The 14,584-nt window shown below is 47.1% G+C and carries 12 protein-coding genes; 8 read left to right on the top strand and 4 right to left on the bottom strand.

The genetic code is table 11. The features are described 5' to 3' along the window. The first annotated feature begins 29 nt into the window (after nucleotides 1–29). The 4 genes from BM358_RS20535 to BM358_RS20520 all read left to right on the top strand — a co-directional run bounded on the left by BM358_RS20535 (nucleotide 30) and on the right by BM358_RS20520 (nucleotide 4,875). Complete coding sequence (locus BM358_RS20535; RefSeq protein WP_007432162.1) at nucleotides 30–260, top strand: glutaredoxin family protein; 231 nt, start codon at nucleotides 30–32, stop codon at nucleotides 258–260. Between the two features lie 364 nt (nucleotides 261–624). Continuing rightward, nucleotides 625–2,514 (top strand): beta-glucoside-specific PTS transporter subunit IIABC, encoded by a 1,890-nt coding sequence (locus BM358_RS20530; protein WP_028541827.1) that lies wholly within the window; start codon nucleotides 625–627, stop codon nucleotides 2,512–2,514. A 50-nt stretch (nucleotides 2,515–2,564) separates the two neighbouring features. Beyond that, nucleotides 2,565–3,401 (top strand): BglG family transcription antiterminator LicT, encoded by an 837-nt coding sequence (gene licT, locus BM358_RS20525; RefSeq protein WP_028541828.1) that lies wholly within the window; start codon nucleotides 2,565–2,567, stop codon nucleotides 3,399–3,401. A gap of 16 nt (nucleotides 3,402–3,417) precedes the next feature. Further along, nucleotides 3,418–4,875, top strand: coding sequence for a glycoside hydrolase family 1 protein (locus tag BM358_RS20520; protein WP_023990313.1), 1,458 nt, complete (start codon nucleotides 3,418–3,420; stop codon nucleotides 4,873–4,875). Nucleotides 4,876–4,946: 71 nt separating this feature from the next. Here the strand turns inward: BM358_RS20520 and BM358_RS20515 are convergent, their stop codons facing one another. Then, on the bottom strand, nucleotides 4,947–6,119 hold the full coding sequence (locus tag BM358_RS20515; protein WP_028541829.1) for an ROK family transcriptional regulator: 1,173 nt from the start codon (nucleotides 6,117–6,119) through the stop codon (nucleotides 4,947–4,949). Between the two features lie 133 nt (nucleotides 6,120–6,252). Here BM358_RS20515 and xylA point away from each other — a divergent pair, with 133 nt between their 5' ends. Both xylA and xylB read left to right on the top strand, forming a co-directional pair. Continuing rightward, nucleotides 6,253–7,569: a xylose isomerase gene (xylA, locus tag BM358_RS20510; protein WP_013311966.1), complete on the top strand. Its 1,317-nt coding sequence runs from the start codon at nucleotides 6,253–6,255 to the stop codon at nucleotides 7,567–7,569. Between the two features lie 48 nt (nucleotides 7,570–7,617). Next, nucleotides 7,618–9,141 carry a xylulokinase gene (gene xylB, locus BM358_RS20505; protein ID WP_028541830.1) on the top strand — a complete coding sequence of 508 codons (1,524 nt, stop codon included), beginning with the start codon at nucleotides 7,618–7,620 and terminating at the stop codon, nucleotides 9,139–9,141. Nucleotides 9,142–9,232: 91 nt separating this feature from the next. Here xylB and BM358_RS20500 read toward each other — a convergent pair whose 3' ends face one another. The 3 genes from BM358_RS20500 to BM358_RS20490 are packed head-to-tail and all read right to left on the bottom strand — an operon-like array spanning nucleotide 9,233 to nucleotide 11,691. Continuing rightward, a complete protein-coding gene (locus tag BM358_RS20500) occupies nucleotides 9,233–9,409 on the bottom strand; it encodes a FeoB-associated Cys-rich membrane protein (RefSeq protein ID WP_023990309.1) in 177 nt (58 codons plus the stop codon). 36 nt (nucleotides 9,410–9,445) lie between these two features. Beyond that, nucleotides 9,446–11,455: a ferrous iron transport protein B gene (gene feoB, locus BM358_RS20495; RefSeq protein WP_028541831.1), complete on the bottom strand. Its 2,010-nt coding sequence runs from the start codon at nucleotides 11,453–11,455 to the stop codon at nucleotides 9,446–9,448. Continuing rightward, nucleotides 11,446–11,691 carry a FeoA family protein gene (locus BM358_RS20490; protein WP_016820309.1) on the bottom strand — a complete coding sequence of 82 codons (246 nt, stop codon included), beginning with the start codon at nucleotides 11,689–11,691 and terminating at the stop codon, nucleotides 11,446–11,448. Before BM358_RS20490 ends, feoB begins: the two co-directional genes overlap by 10 nt. A 280-nt stretch (nucleotides 11,692–11,971) precedes the next feature. Here BM358_RS20490 and BM358_RS20485 point away from each other — a divergent pair, with 280 nt between their 5' ends. Together BM358_RS20485 and BM358_RS20480 are read left to right on the top strand one after the other, a co-directional pair. Continuing rightward, entirely contained in the window at nucleotides 11,972–13,099 is a 1,128-nt protein-coding gene (locus BM358_RS20485; protein ID WP_028541832.1) for a transglutaminase domain-containing protein, read from the top strand. Between the two features lie 47 nt (nucleotides 13,100–13,146). Further along, nucleotides 13,147–14,523 (top strand): MFS transporter, encoded by a 1,377-nt coding sequence (locus BM358_RS20480; protein WP_028541833.1) that lies wholly within the window; start codon nucleotides 13,147–13,149, stop codon nucleotides 14,521–14,523. The last annotated feature ends 61 nt before the right edge of the window (nucleotides 14,524–14,584 follow it).

Raw genomic sequence — 14,584 nt, 5'->3', positions numbered from 1 at the left:
GTAACAAAATAAATGATGAGGTGATATTCATGGAAAAAGCAATTGTATACACATCTACAAACTGCCCGCATTGCCGTCAAGTAAAAAGCTATTTGAGTGAAAAAGGCGTGGAGTACGAAGAACGCAACATTGAAACCAATGAAGCTTTTGCTCAAGAGGTTTGGGATATGGGCATTCGTGCCGTTCCATTGACTTTGATCGGGGAAGAACGTATTTCCGGTATGAACAAAACCAAGTTTGAAAAAGTGTTGAACGCTTAATCCAACCTAACAGCAGATGACGGTCCTATGATCGTTATATGGTTTAAATAAGGCCCCCATTGCAGTTACAGCTGCGATGGAGGTCTTTTTACTTCTTTTTACAAAGAGAGAATTTTGTCGAAAAGTATTGCATCTGTAGATAATAGGTGCTATATTTTAATTGTAAGCGCTTAAAACCCGGGTTGCTTCTATGTAACAATTCATCAATGCACCATCAATTATGACTTCTAATTAACTAAATAGCACAATATCCAATAAAGGCGTGTTACTGTTCGGCAGGCAAGACCTAGATTGGGTAGGATATTTTTCCCTACCCTTTTTAGGTCTTTTTTTGTTCCTTATTTTAAGAAGGTAGGTGTAACTCATGAATTACAAAGATATCGCACAAGCCATTTTTAACAAAGTGGGCGGGAACGATAATATTAACAGTGTTATTCATTGCTCTACTCGATTACGGATGACGCTTCGTAAGCCGGAATTGGCACAAACAGATGAAATTAAAGCTTTGGACGGAGTTATGGGAGCCGTGAATAGCGGTGGACAATATCAGGTCATTATAGGAAATGATGTAGGCTATGTCTACAATGAGCTAGTCAAATTGCTGGACCCGAATCAATCGTCTTCCGATGAAGCCGAAAAAGTGAAGATGGATCGAAGCTTTAAGGGATTGTTCAATAGTTTTGCGAGCATGATTGCAGGTATTTTCCAGCCCATTATTCCGGCCATTGCTGCATCAGGGATGTTAAAAGCACTGCTCTTGCTATGCACAGTAACCGGAATCATGAGCAAGGAAAGCCAAACGTATATGATCCTAAGTGTAATCTCGGATGCGGCATTTTATTTTCTGCCTATGCTGCTGGCTTTCTCCAGCGCGCAGAAATTCAAGACTAATCCATTCGTATCCGTACTCCTAGGGGGTGTGCTACTTCATCCGAACTTAATCAGTTTGCTAGGAGGTGAGAAAGCTGTCACATTTGCAGGCTTGCCCGTAGCATCGGTACAATACGCTACCTCCGTTATTCCTATTATTTTGACCATATGGCTCATGTCATATATTGAGAAATTTGCTGATAAAATCTCTCCCGGACCTGTGAAAATATTTCTAAAACCATTAATCGTCATTCTGATTGTCGCACCTGTTTCTCTCATTGCCTTAGGACCTCTAGGTACGTATTTGGGCTTAGGTATGTCCAACGGTGTATTCTGGATTCAGGAACGAATCGGCTGGCTTACAGTCGTATTGATGTCTATCGTGATGCCGCTAATCGTCATGTTCGGCATGCACAAAGTATTCTATCCTATTATTTTTGCTGCGCTGGCTTCACCAGGATATGAAACATTGGTACTGGTTGCCATGTTGGCTTCCAATATGGCCCAAGGCGCGGGTGCATTTGCCGTCTCGCTGAAAACGAAAGATCCCAAGTTCAAACAAATTGCTTTGTCCGCAGGTATTTCAGGGGTATTCGGCATTACGGAACCCGCTTTGTATGGCGTACATTTACGCCTGAAAAAAACACTGTTCGCCTGTATGATTGGAGCCGGGGTTGCCGGATTGTTTGCAGGTCTTATGAATTTAAAAGCTTATGCAGCTGTGGGTCCAGGTTTTGCATCACTGCCGATGTTTATCAGTGAAGATCACTCTAACCTGGTATATGCGCTTATTACGATGGCTATTTCGATCATTGTGACGTTTATTGCAGTTTATATGATCGGCTTTCAAGATACGGTTACCGAACCGGCTAAAAAAGAAGCTCGTCCCGAGCCTGCTAAAGCACAAAGTATAAGTAAAAGCTTCAAATCTAAAACCGTTATTTTCGCACCTATGGAGGGCACCGTAATTCCCTTACAGCAGGTCAAAGATGAAGCATTCTCTCAGGAAGCAATGGGTAAAGGGATGGCTATTCAACCAAGTAGCGGAAAAGTGGTCGCACCTTTTGACGGCATCGTAGCAAATGTATTCCGCACCAAGCATTCCATAGCCTTAAAATCAGTTGAAGGCGTAGAACTGCTCATTCACATCGGTTTGGATACCATTAAGCTGAAAGGCCAGCATTTTACTGTGCATGTACAGGAAGGGGACGAAATTAAGCATGGGCAACTTCTGATTGAATTTGAACTTGAAGCCATACAAAGGGCGGGGTATGATACGATAACTCCGATTATTGTGACCAACACGGCGGACTATCTGGAAATCATGGGTCATGAAAGTTCAGAAAAGACAGGGCCGGAGAAGCCTCTAATTACTGTACTTTAACAGTGTGTTTGTTGGGGGAATCAAGCCTGGAAAGTGAGATGTCGTTGGATATGAAAGTAATTAAAGTTCTCAATACGAGTATTGTTCTTGCCAAACGTGAGGATCACAAAGAAATTATCGTGATGGGGAAAGGGATCGGCTTTAAAAGCAAACCTGGTGACTTCGTCGATGAGAACGAGATTGAAAAGATATATGTTCTTGAAAATGAAAGCATGTCTTCCGATCTGACAGCGCTAATGAAGGAAACACCCAAAGAGTATTTGATTCTGGCAGACGAAATCATATCTTATGCCAAAAATACACTATCCAGTCACTTGAACGAGCATTTATATGTATCCCTGACAGACCATCTGTATATGGCAACCAAACGATTTAAAGAAAATATGAAGATTCAGAATCGGATGCTGTGGGAGGTCAAAAAGTTTTATCCGGAAGAGTTCGGTATTGGCTTGTATGCGCTCTCCTTGATTGAAAAGCGTATCGGTCTAGAACTGCCTGAAGAGGAAGCGGCGAATATCGCCTTTCATTTGGTTAATGCTCAACAAACCGATAACAATATGAACCAGGTTTTATTGATGACCAATACGGTCAAAGACATTTTGAACATCATTAAACTGCATTACCAAATCGAACTGGATACCCACAGCATCAACTATTCGCGTTTTCTAACGCACCTTCAATTTTTTGTTCAGAGATTACTTGAGCATAAAATGTTAGATTCTCAAGATCCAGAATTAATGAGCCAAATTGTGAACAAGTATCCTGAAGAAGAGAAGTGTGCATTATCGATTCAACAATATATTGAAGCCAAATTCGAACTTTTGATCCCGGATGAAGAACTCATGTATCTGATCATTCACTTAAAACGAGTCATAAGCAGAAATTAAAGAGGAGGAGCTAGAGATGACAGAAATAAAAAGAACATTTCCGAAAGGTTTTTTATGGGGAGGTGCGGTAGCCGCAAATCAGGTGGAGGGCGCCTGGAATGTCGATGGTAAAGGGATATCTACAGCAGATATGGCTATTTACAAAAAGAATGTGAGCAAAGCTGATTATAAAAAACACAATTCAATGACTGAGGAACATATCCAAAAGGCGATGCAGGACACGTCAGATCATGATTATCCCAAACGTCAGGGAATTGATTTTTATCACCGCTATCCCGAAGATTTAGCATTGTTTGGTGAAATGGGATTTAAAACGTTACGAGTTTCTATTGCTTGGACGCGTATTTTTCCCAACGGAGATGAGGACAAGCCCAACGAGGCTGGACTGCAATTTTATGATCGGCTGTTTGATGAAATGCATAAAAACGGGATAGAGCCACTTGTCACCCTGTCCCATTACGAAATGCCAATGTATCTTGTAAACCATTACGGAGGCTGGACCCAACGGAAAGTTGTAGATTTCTTTATCCATTTTTGTAAGACTGTATTTAAAAGATACCAAAATAAAGTAAAGCACTGGATCACTTTTAATGAAATAGATAGTATCGTGCGCCATCCGTTTACGAGCGGTGGTATTTTACCGGAGCGCTTTGAAAATGTAGAGCTAGCGGTTTATCAGGGTTTGCATCATCAATTTATAGCTAGTGCTCTAGCCGTAAAATACTGTCACGAAATCATTCCAGATTCTAAAATCGGCTGTATGTTAACCCGGCTAACGACGTATCCGCACACCTGTAATCCACAGGATATTCTGGCAGCGTTTAAAGATAATCAGTTCAACTATTTTTTCACGGATGTACAGGTTCGTGGAGCGTATCCCCATTATATGAAACGCTTCTTCCGTGAAAAGGAAATCGTGATTGAAAAGCTCGAGGGTGACGATGAAATTTTGAAGACGCATCCGGTGGATTTCATTTCCTTTAGTTACTATATGTCGTTGGTTGCTAGTGCGGATAGTGAAGGCATGGAAAAAGTCAGTGGGAATACGATTGGCGGCGTTAAAAATCCTTATCTGGAAACGAGTGATTGGGGCTGGCAGGTTGACCCGGTCGGCTTGAGACTCTCTCTGAATGAGCTGTACAGCCGCTATGAAGTACCATTGTTCATTGTAGAAAATGGTTTGGGGGCATACGACAAGGTGGAGGAAGATGGTAGTATTCAGGATGATTACCGTATTGATTACTTCCGTGCACATTTTGAACAAATGCATGAAGCGATTCTAGACGGGGTTGAACTCATGGGCTACACCAGCTGGGGAGCGATCGACTTGGTCAGTTATTCCTCATCTGAAATGGAAAAAAGATACGGATTTATATATGTGGACAAAGACAATGACGGTAATGGGACACTTGAAAGAAAACGAAAAAAGAGTTTCTACTGGTATAAGGATGTTATCTCCAATAACGGGTTGTAAGAAGAGGATTTTGCAAAATCCCGAGAAAAGTGGGCGTACAGGAACTTGAGTGTTCCCGTACGCTTTTTTTCTTATAAAGATACGCGCACACGCCCGAGAAAAGGAGCGGTTGCTGCATAGGCGGCACCTAGCATCGTCGAACGGCTGCCAAGCGTGGAGAAACGAATCTGTAGTTGCCGACGGTGATAGGGCAGGGCACGTTCGTCAATCACTTCACGCATACTTTGCTCCAACCAAGGTCTGGCTTCCGCCAGTGGACCGCCGATGATAAGCATTCCGGGGTTGAGGCTGTTCACAATGTTGGTAATACCCACACCCAAATATCGCCCAATATCACTAAGGACGCTTAATGTACTCGCTTCACCTTGCTGAGCAAACGGCAGTAATTCCGCTGTATTATGTGCAGGCAGTTTCAATGTGGATGCTACGTACGCCTTCTCCGAAGCATAGAGCTCCCAGCAGCCGCGACTACCGCAGGAGCAGAGCCGTCCGTTCCAATCAATGGTCATATGACCCGTCTCTCCGGCGTACCCCCAAGCTCCTTGATACGGCTTGCCGTCAATGATAATCCCGGCCCCGATCCCGGACCCTGCACTGATGTAGACCAGATCCCGCACCAGCTGTCGGTGATCACCGTCCATACCATAGTACAACTCGCCCTGTGCGCCGACGTTGGCTTCGTTATCCACTACGACGGGCAAACCTAGCTCAGCCTCAAGCTGCCGCCGCAGTGGAACCTCTTCCCAGCCCAGATTGGGTGCGAACAAAACGGTTCCGGTTTCATCCACCATACCCGGTACCCCCAGCCCAATGCCGACGATACCATGAGGGGAGGGAGGAGTGACCTGCATGAGCTCCTGAACGAGCTTTCGAATCTGTTCCATGATAAAGGCAGGATCATGCTGGGTTAGGGAAAAGGTAAGCTCTGTTTCAATGGTACCTGCCAGATCGGTCAGAGCGCCCTTGATGTACTGTACACTCACCTCAATACCGAGTACAAAGCCTGCACGGCTGTTGAACAGTAGCATCAAAGGCTTACGCCCGCCGCTGGATTCCCCTAATCCCGTCTCATACACAAGTCCATCGGTGATGAGCTCTGCCACCAGATTGGAAACGGTGGCCTTGTTTAATCCAGTTTGACTGGATAACTGTGCGCGGGATAGCGGAGCATGAAGGCGAATACGCTCCAGCACAATGGATTTATTCAGCTTTTTGACAAGCGCCTGATCGCCAGTGACATTCATGTTAATTCACTTCCTGTTGGTGTAATTCCTGATATTATATCATAAAAACAAACTTAGTTTAAGCAATAGACAAAGTCTTTTAGCTGTGCTAGAATCGTTTTTGTAAACGTTTACTATAAAGGAGGAACTTATAATGGCTTATTTCGAACAGGTATCTAAAATTAACTTTGAGGGCAAGCAATCCGACAATCCTTTTGCGTTCAAATTTTATAATCCACAGGAAATTGTAGCGGGAAAAACGATGGAGGAGCATTTGCGTTTTAGCATGGCCTATTGGCATACACTGGTTGCAGGCGGCTCCGATCCTTTTGGTGTAGAAACAGCGGAACGTCCATGGTCTAAGTTTACCGGGCTGGATTTGGCGAAGGCACGTGTGGAAGCTGCCTTTGAGCTGCTGGATAAGCTGAATTTACCTTATTTTGCTTTCCACGATGTGGATATTGCACCAGAAGGCGCGTCATTGAAGGAATTTTACAGCAATCTGGATACCATCGTGGATCTGATTGAGGAACATATGAAAGCTACGGGGAAAAAACTGCTGTGGAACACGGCGAACATGTTTAGCCATCCACGTTATTTGCATGGAGCTGCCTCGACTTGCAATGCAGATGTATACGCACACGCAGCTGCTCAGATTAAAAAAGGGTTGGAAGTGGGCAAACGTCTGGGCGCGGATAACTATGTTTTCTGGGGAGGCCGTGAAGGCTACGAAACACTGCTGAACACGGATTTGAAGCTGGAGCAGGACAATTTGGGACGAATGTTCCATATGGCCGTAGACTATGCGCGTGAAATCGGCTTTGACGCTCAGTTCCTGATTGAGCCAAAACCGAAGGAGCCAACGAAGCATCAGTATGATTTTGATGCGGCGACGACGATTGCCTTCCTGCAAAAATATGATCTGGATCAGCATTTCAAGCTTAATCTGGAAGCTAATCATGCAACTTTGGCGGGGCATACTTTTGATCATGAAGTACGTGTAGCACGGATTAACGGCATGCTGGGATCACTGGATGCAAATCAGGGAGATTTGCTGCTGGGCTGGGATACGGACGAATTCCCGGTTGATCTGTATGATGCCACACTGACCATGTATGAAGTGCTGCAAAATGAAGGCTTGGGCCGTGGCGGTATCAACTTTGATGCCAAGGTGCGCAGAGCATCATTTGAGCCAGAAGACTTGTTCCTTGCGCACATCGCAGGTATGGATACGTATGCGAAGGGACTGAAGGTAGCCGCCAAACTGATCGAAGATCGTGTGTTTGAAGACTTTATTGAGAAGCGCTATAGCAGCTTTAAAGAAGGTATTGGAGCAGACATCGTATCCGGAAAAGCAACGCTTGCTTCTCTGGCTGAATATGCTCTGGCAAACGAAACACCACGTAAAAACGTATCTGGTCGTCAGGAATATCTGAAAGCAACATTAAATCAATACATTTTGGCTGACTAATGCCAGAACTAATAAGGGCAGTACGATAACAGGGAAGGAGGAACTCTAATGCAGGAGAAGCTAAATCAGGAGCAGGAACGCTATGTCATCGGCGTAGATTTGGGTACCAGCGCGGTCAAAACGGTGCTGGTTAACCGCAAGGGGCAGGTGTCTTATGAAACCTCCCAGTCTTATCCGCTCCATCAGCCGAAGGCGGGGTATAGCGAACAGCACCCTGAGGACTGGGTCAGTGGCACGTTAGCATCACTGAAACAGCTTGTGGAGAAGGCCGGAATCGGCGGCACAGATGCCGTGGACGGTATTAGCTTTTCGGGACAGATGCACGGGCTTGTGCTGACTGACAAGGAAGGCCAAGTGCTTCGTCCGGCTATTCTGTGGAATGACACGCGTACAACAGCACAATGCCGTCGTATTGAAGAAAAGCTCGGATCGGAGCTGCTGAACATCGCACGTAATCGCGCGCTGGAAGGCTTCACGCTGCCCAAGCTGCTGTGGGTGCAGGAGCATGAGCCAGACGTGCTGGCCCGTGCGGCACATTTTATGCTGCCCAAGGATTATGTGCGCTACTGTCTGACAGGAGAGCTGGCGACGGAGTATTCGGATGCGGCGGGCACGCTGCTGCTGGATATTGCGAACAAGCAGTGGAGCGAAGAGATCGCTGCCGCGTTTGACCTACCGTTGTCGCTGTTCCCGCCGCTAGTGGAATCCTTTGATCAGACGGGTACGCTACTGCCGGAGATTGCGGAGCAGAGCGGGCTTTCGCCTGAAACGAAGGTCTTTGCAGGTGGTGCGGACAACGCATGTGGCGCGATTGGCGCCGACATTTTGAGCGAAGGCCGCACCCTGTGCAGCATCGGCACCTCAGGGGTTGTACTTTCTTATGAGGAACGCAAGGATATTGATGTGCAGGGGCGGGCGCATTTTTTTAATCATAGTGAGCAGGATGCTTATTATATTATGGGGGTTACGCTCGCGGCCGGATACAGCTTGACCTGGTTTAAGGATACCTTTGCACCAGGGCATTCTTTTGATGCACTGTTGGCAGATGTGAACTCTATTGAGCCGGGCAGCCAAGGGCTGCTGTTCACGCCTTATATCGTCGGCGAACGTACACCTCATCCAGATGCAACCATTCGAGGCAGCTTTATCGGGATGGATGCGGGGCATAAGCTTGCGCATTTTACACGGGCGGTACTGGAGGGAATTACGTTTTCGCTCAAGGAATCCATTGATATTCTCAGAGGAACGGGCAAAACGGTGAACGAAGTCATTTCCATCGGTGGCGGTGCACGTAATGAAGCATGGCTGCAAATGCAGGCAGATATTTTTAACGCGGATATCATCAAGCTGGAAAGCGAGCAGGGACCTGCCTTGGGGGCGGCCATGCTGGCTGCTTATGGTAGTGGCTGGTTTGAATCTCTGCAAGCGTGTGCTGAAGCTTTTTTGCGTGAAGCAGCGAGATATTCGCCAAACCCGGAACATGTGGCACGGTATGAAGGTCTATACGAACTGTACCGTGAAGTTTACCTGCATACGCGAGAGCTAAGTGAGCATTTGGCAGTATATCGGTGAATACGGTGAGTTTTGAGCGTAAATGAAAAGCGGCTTCGGGTGTAAGAAACCCCCGGAGCCGCTTTTTTTTTCATGTGATGATGAGTTTGAATTAAATACTTTTCTCGATTTTCGCATGATCTTCATTCATAGAACTCCCGGCACAGCCAGGACATGACTTGCTCGACGAACACCCCGCACAGGCGCCTTGACGGCTTTTTCGCAAAAATCGTACCAGCACCCACGCACTATAACCGAGGATCGCCAATAAAATGATGATATTGATCATGGAATCCACTTCCTTTTATTTACTGTAGGGCCTGACTTAACCCCAACCTAATAATCTGCCACATTGATAGATCAAGACGGCGATGATATATGCGACGGTCAAAGGATAGATCACAGAAAATGCGGTCCAACGCCACGAAAGGGTTTCTTTACGAATGACCGCTACCGTAGCCAGACACGGAACATACAACAGAATGAACACCATAAAGCTAAAAGAGGCAAGCGGTGTAAAGGCCTGTCTGACCTGTAGTTCAAGTCCCTGCATATCAGGAACGTGGTAAATAATATTCATCGTTGATACGACAACTTCCTTGGCCATAAAGCCTGTGAGCAGGGAAGCACCTGCTTGCCAGGTGCCAAAACCGAGAGGTGCCAGTAATGGAGCGAACCAACCTCCAACGGTGGCAAGCAGGCTGTCATCCATGTCTGCCCCGAAGCCCTGCGGACCGAAATTGGACAAGAGCCAGATGCCAACGGAACCTGCAAGAATAATTGTTCCAGCTTTACGGACGAAGCCTTTGACCTTCTCCCATGTGCTGCGGAATAGTGTAAGAGCCTGCGGCACTCGATAGGGAGGAAGTTCCACGATGAAGAGGGAGGGCTCACCCGACAAAATGGATACTTTGGAAAAAATTTTGGCAAGTATAAGTGAAACGATGATTCCTAACACATACATCAGCATGATGATGCTTGCCGCATGTGTTGGGAAAAACACACCCGCAAACAACGCATATACCGGCAGGCGGGCCGAACACGACATAAAGGGCACCAACAATGTTGTAATGAGACGTTCTCTGGGCTGTTCAATGGTGCGTGCCGCCATAATCGCAGGGACATTGCAGCCAAATCCGATGATGAAGGGAATGAAGCTTTTCCCGTTCAAGCCAACGGATTGCATCAGGCGATCCATTAGTATCGTGACCCGTGCCATATACCCGGAGTCTTCGATCACTGAAATTATCAGAAATAAAATAGCAATTTGAGGCAGAAAAACAAGCACACCCCCGACTCCAGCCACGATGCCGTCCACGACTAGACTTTGTGTAAAAGCGGACGCGTTCAAGTGAACGAGTAACTCAGAAATCCAAGTGCTGAGTGTCCCTGAAAAAAATCCATCCAGCATATCTGAAAGGATCGTACCCGCCCAATCGAAGGTGAACTTGAAGGTAGCGTACATCAGCAGCAAAAAGATCGGAACCCCCAGATATCGGTGAGTTAATAGTGCATCCAGCCTATCCGTCAAGCTGTGCGGTCTGAGTTTGGAGGTGTCGAGTGCCTTGGTGCACAGATCAGCAATCCATGCTGTTCGTACAGAACGAATATGCTGAGCAGGGATGATGGCATGGCCTTCACCGAGAAGTTCTTCCTCGCAACGGTGGATGCGCACAGTTACTTGTTCACGCTGTACCTCATTCGTCATCCATTCCATGACGACAGGATTACCTTCCAGACATTGCAGTGCGGCCCACCGCAGTTGCGGCACAGGTGCATTTGGCAGCAAGTCGCAAATATCGGTAATAGCAGCTTCAACGGCAGGGCCGTAGTCCAATTGAAAAGCATTGGATGTACGTCTTACCTCCCGAAGAGAAGCGAGCATTTGCTTACTTCCACTGCCTGTACGCGCCACCATAGGAATGATGGGAACGTTCAACTGATCGGCTAACAATTCCTTGTTTACGCGAAGACCCGTGGCATCGGCTACGTCAGTCATGTTTAAGCCAAGTACAATCGGACGTCCATACTCCAGTAGTTGTACGGTCAGATAGAGATTGCGCTGGAGCTGGGAGGCATCCACGATGTTGATCAGGGCCGTAGGAGGTTCTTCCAGCAAATATCGGGTTGCGACACCTTCATCCAGCGAAAGAGGGAGTAAAGAGTAGGCGCCCGGCAAATCCACCAATACGGCAGACTTATCACGCAGGATTCCTGTTTTCTTTTCCACTGTGACGCCGGACCAGTTTCCTACTTCTGCATACGTACGAGTCAGCTTGTTGAATAATGAGGTTTTTCCTGTGTTGGGATTACCGAATAGAGCGATCATGTCCATGTTGGAACAACCTCCAGTTGCTTCACTTGATTTTGACGGAGGCCAACCAGCTGGCCGTTGCATTCAATGACGATAGGACCGCCCAATAAACTGATTTTCTTTAATCGTATGATGGAACCTTCGTTGATACCCATATCTGTTAAGCGGCGGCGCAATGAGGGATGAAGAGGGGCAAGAGATTGCAAACGCACAGTTTGACCTAATGGTGTACGAAGGAGTGAGATACATTCTGGCATGGTGCTCAGCCTTTCTGATCTAGAATGAGAATCAATATCATTTACTTCCGATGCCAGTACCATATCATGAGGAAACCTAGATTGCTGTGATAAAACTCTCTGCGAACGACAAGTCTGCTCGTTGTCCCATCTATTATATAGGCGTGTATAATGTCACAACCTGTCTTGAACTGCACCCTTACTCGTCTGCAACCGACAAAACTAGAGCGTTTGGGGCAACTGTTTTTATGGTAAGATATAGCTGTTTACAACTATGCTAAGAAGGGCAGGAACGCTCTGTATGAACAGAAAAATCGGGGTTAGGCTTGTAAAATGTCTGGTTGCGGGTGCAGCGCTGGCTGTGTTGCTGCCGCAGGCTGTGGAGTGGGGTAGCAATGTGTATGCGGCATCGACCAAGCCGGCTCCATCCGTATCATCGCAGCAGCTTCAGAACAAGCTTTTACAGGCAATGGCTACGCGGAGTGAAACGCTGACCTTTACATATCAAGGGCGAGTGAACGGTCTCAAGCAACAATTACAGACGGCCATCCAACAGGCCATGGAGAGCGATCCGTATGTGAATTATACGATCAAAAGCTACGCATTCAGCTATACAGGCACAACGACCTCCGCTCAGGTTACGATTCGTCTAAGCTACCGGGAGACGAAGGAACAGACAGCATATGTGGATAGCACAGTTAAAGCAGTGCTGGGGGATATTATTACGAAGGGAATGACGGATCATGAGAAGGTAAAGGCCATTCATGATTGGATTGTCGTTCGCCTGAAGTATGATGAATCACAACAAAAGTACACAGCCTATGATGGCCTGAAAACGGGAAGCACAGTCTGTCAGGGTTATTCACTGCTGGCCTATAAAATGCTGGAACGTGCAGGCATTACGAACCGGATTGTGGAAGGAAGAGCAGGGGGCCAGCTGCATGCCTGGAATCTTGTTTTATTAGATGGTCGATGGTATCACATGGATACGACATGGGATGATCCAACCCCGGATCGCGCGAACGAGGTAAGCACTTCATATTATCTGTTGACGGATACCGAAATGCGACGGGATCACTCATGGGTTAAGCCGTATCCTCAGGCGAATACATCGTATCGGGAAACCTTATCAGCACTGGTAGCTACCGGAGGATCAAAGGCTGCTGTGTATCAAAAACTGTACAATACCCTCGAATATCCGCTGCAAGACGGCAAGGGTCTGGTTAAAACATCCGCCGACATTAAGGAACAGGTGCGTAAGATTGTAAATAAGGGAGGGACGACACTTACCTTTGCCTATCAGGGAACGGAGCGAAGTCTCAAGGAGGATTTACAATCCTTATATCAACTCGGTTTAAAATCCATTTCCTATCAGATTACGGATCTAGGAAGTACCGGCAATCTTCGTGTAACCCTGAAATGGACCTAATCATCTTGCTGTAAAAAGCTACATTAACAAAGGAGTATTCTATTTATATGCACAAGCGTTCCTTTACCTACTTGCTTGGCACGCAGACTATGTCCAATGCGGCCGACATTCTTTACATTATGGCACTTGTGTCTCTGGTTTTTCATGAAACGGACTCGATCTTCTCTTCGGTACTCGTCCCGTTGCTGCGAATGGGGGCACAGATGATCAGCGGCTTTTTAGCACCGCTCATTTTGGTCCGATTCCAGCTTCCTTTTATTTTATTCGTTTCTCAGTTCGGGCAATTGGCTTTCTTTGCTGTTCTGCTGGGCCACTTGTGGTCAGCGGGTACGGAGCCGATATGGGTGATGGTGTTTACGTTGGTGGCAGCCATGTCCTTTCTGGACGGATGGACCACGCCTGCGCGTAATGCGCTGATTCCCCGCCTTGCGTCTGGGGAAGGACTCATGCGGGCAAACAGTCTGGTATCGGTCAGCGATCAGACGGTGCAATTAGCGGGGTGGGGGCTTAGTGGTGTGCTCGTAGCCATGCTAGGCTCAGAAAAAACACTACTGGTGGCCGGCGGGCTGTATATGGTAGCAATGATCTTCACCAGTCTGATTCGAGATCCACTAGAGGGCAAAGCCCATTATTTGCTGCAACCTGGAACAAGGGTGCGAGGTGGAGATGTCTCAGTTTCCGAAACTGGTACTGAGTCCGGGCAAGGGCATCATGACTTGCCTCCTGCACGGTTGGAAGATACACTGTATGGCCCGGAATCAGAGAGCACCGCACTACCTCCCAAACGTAAAAAGGAAATACTCCGTGAAGGCTGGAGCCTCATCGGAGCCAGTCGCAGACTGAAAGCTCTTATTTTTATGGATATGATTGACCTTCTAGGGGGTTCGGTTTGGGTAGGCGCGTTCACGCTTGCTTTCGCTCAGCAGGTTTTGCACAAGAGTGAGGCATGGTGGGGATACATCAATGCAGCGTATTTTGCAGGAGCGATTGGCGGCGGCATCGTTGTCCTCGCCTGCGTCAAGCATTTGCAGCGCAGACTGCTGCCCGCCATGCTGGCGGGGATGGTAGGCTACGGGCTGCTGACAGCGTGGTATGCACTGAACACATTACCGCCGCTGACACTGCTTATCGTGTTGTTGATGGGACTACCTGCGGAAATGTCCGTCGTATCCCGCCGTACGATGATGCAAATGAGTGTGTCCGTACATGATTTGCCCAAGGTGCTGTCTGCCCAGGCCACACTGACAAGTTTGACCTTTTGTATATCGCTGCTGTTAATGGGCTGGATTGCAGATCATCTGGGCATCGTTAATTTGTACTTGTTTTCTGCAGTGCTGACGCTGATTGCTGTTATATACGGTATTTTTAGTCGTCGTGCCTTATCCATGTCTTTGTCAGCTTCATTGGAACCTTCCTCCAAATAAACAGAAAAAGCCCGTCTCCGGGCATATACAGGTGAAAATGCGGATAAACGGTCTTGGACCA

The sequence above is a fragment of the Paenibacillus sp. cl130 genome, from assembly GCF_900116035.1.
GTDB lineage: Bacteria > Bacillota > Bacilli > Paenibacillales > Paenibacillaceae > Paenibacillus > Paenibacillus polymyxa_B.
This window is presented reverse-complemented; position numbering and strand designations above follow the sequence as displayed.

What these genes read in the sequence shown, in the direction of transcription:
- BM358_RS20535 (WP_007432162.1), top strand. Translation starts at nt 30, where the DNA reads ATGGAAAAAGCAATTGTATACACATCTACAAACTGCCCGCATTGCCGT.
- BM358_RS20530 (WP_028541827.1), top strand. Translation starts at nt 625, where the DNA reads ATGAATTACAAAGATATCGCACAAGCCATTTTTAACAAAGTGGGCGGG.
- licT (WP_028541828.1), top strand. Translation starts at nt 2,565, where the DNA reads ATGAAAGTAATTAAAGTTCTCAATACGAGTATTGTTCTTGCCAAACGT.
- BM358_RS20520 (WP_023990313.1), top strand. Translation starts at nt 3,418, where the DNA reads ATGACAGAAATAAAAAGAACATTTCCGAAAGGTTTTTTATGGGGAGGT.
- BM358_RS20515 (WP_028541829.1), bottom strand. Translation starts at nt 6,119, where the DNA reads ATGAATGTCACTGGCGATCAGGCGCTTGTCAAAAAGCTGAATAAATCC.
- xylA (WP_013311966.1), top strand. Translation starts at nt 6,253, where the DNA reads ATGGCTTATTTCGAACAGGTATCTAAAATTAACTTTGAGGGCAAGCAA.
- xylB (WP_028541830.1), top strand. Translation starts at nt 7,618, where the DNA reads ATGCAGGAGAAGCTAAATCAGGAGCAGGAACGCTATGTCATCGGCGTA.
- BM358_RS20500 (WP_023990309.1), bottom strand. Translation starts at nt 9,409, where the DNA reads ATGATCAATATCATCATTTTATTGGCGATCCTCGGTTATAGTGCGTGG.
- feoB (WP_028541831.1), bottom strand. Translation starts at nt 11,455, where the DNA reads ATGGACATGATCGCTCTATTCGGTAATCCCAACACAGGAAAAACCTCA.
- BM358_RS20490 (WP_016820309.1), bottom strand. Translation starts at nt 11,691, where the DNA reads ATGCCAGAATGTATCTCACTCCTTCGTACACCATTAGGTCAAACTGTG.
- BM358_RS20485 (WP_028541832.1), top strand. Translation starts at nt 11,972, where the DNA reads ATGAACAGAAAAATCGGGGTTAGGCTTGTAAAATGTCTGGTTGCGGGT.
- BM358_RS20480 (WP_028541833.1), top strand. Translation starts at nt 13,147, where the DNA reads ATGCACAAGCGTTCCTTTACCTACTTGCTTGGCACGCAGACTATGTCC.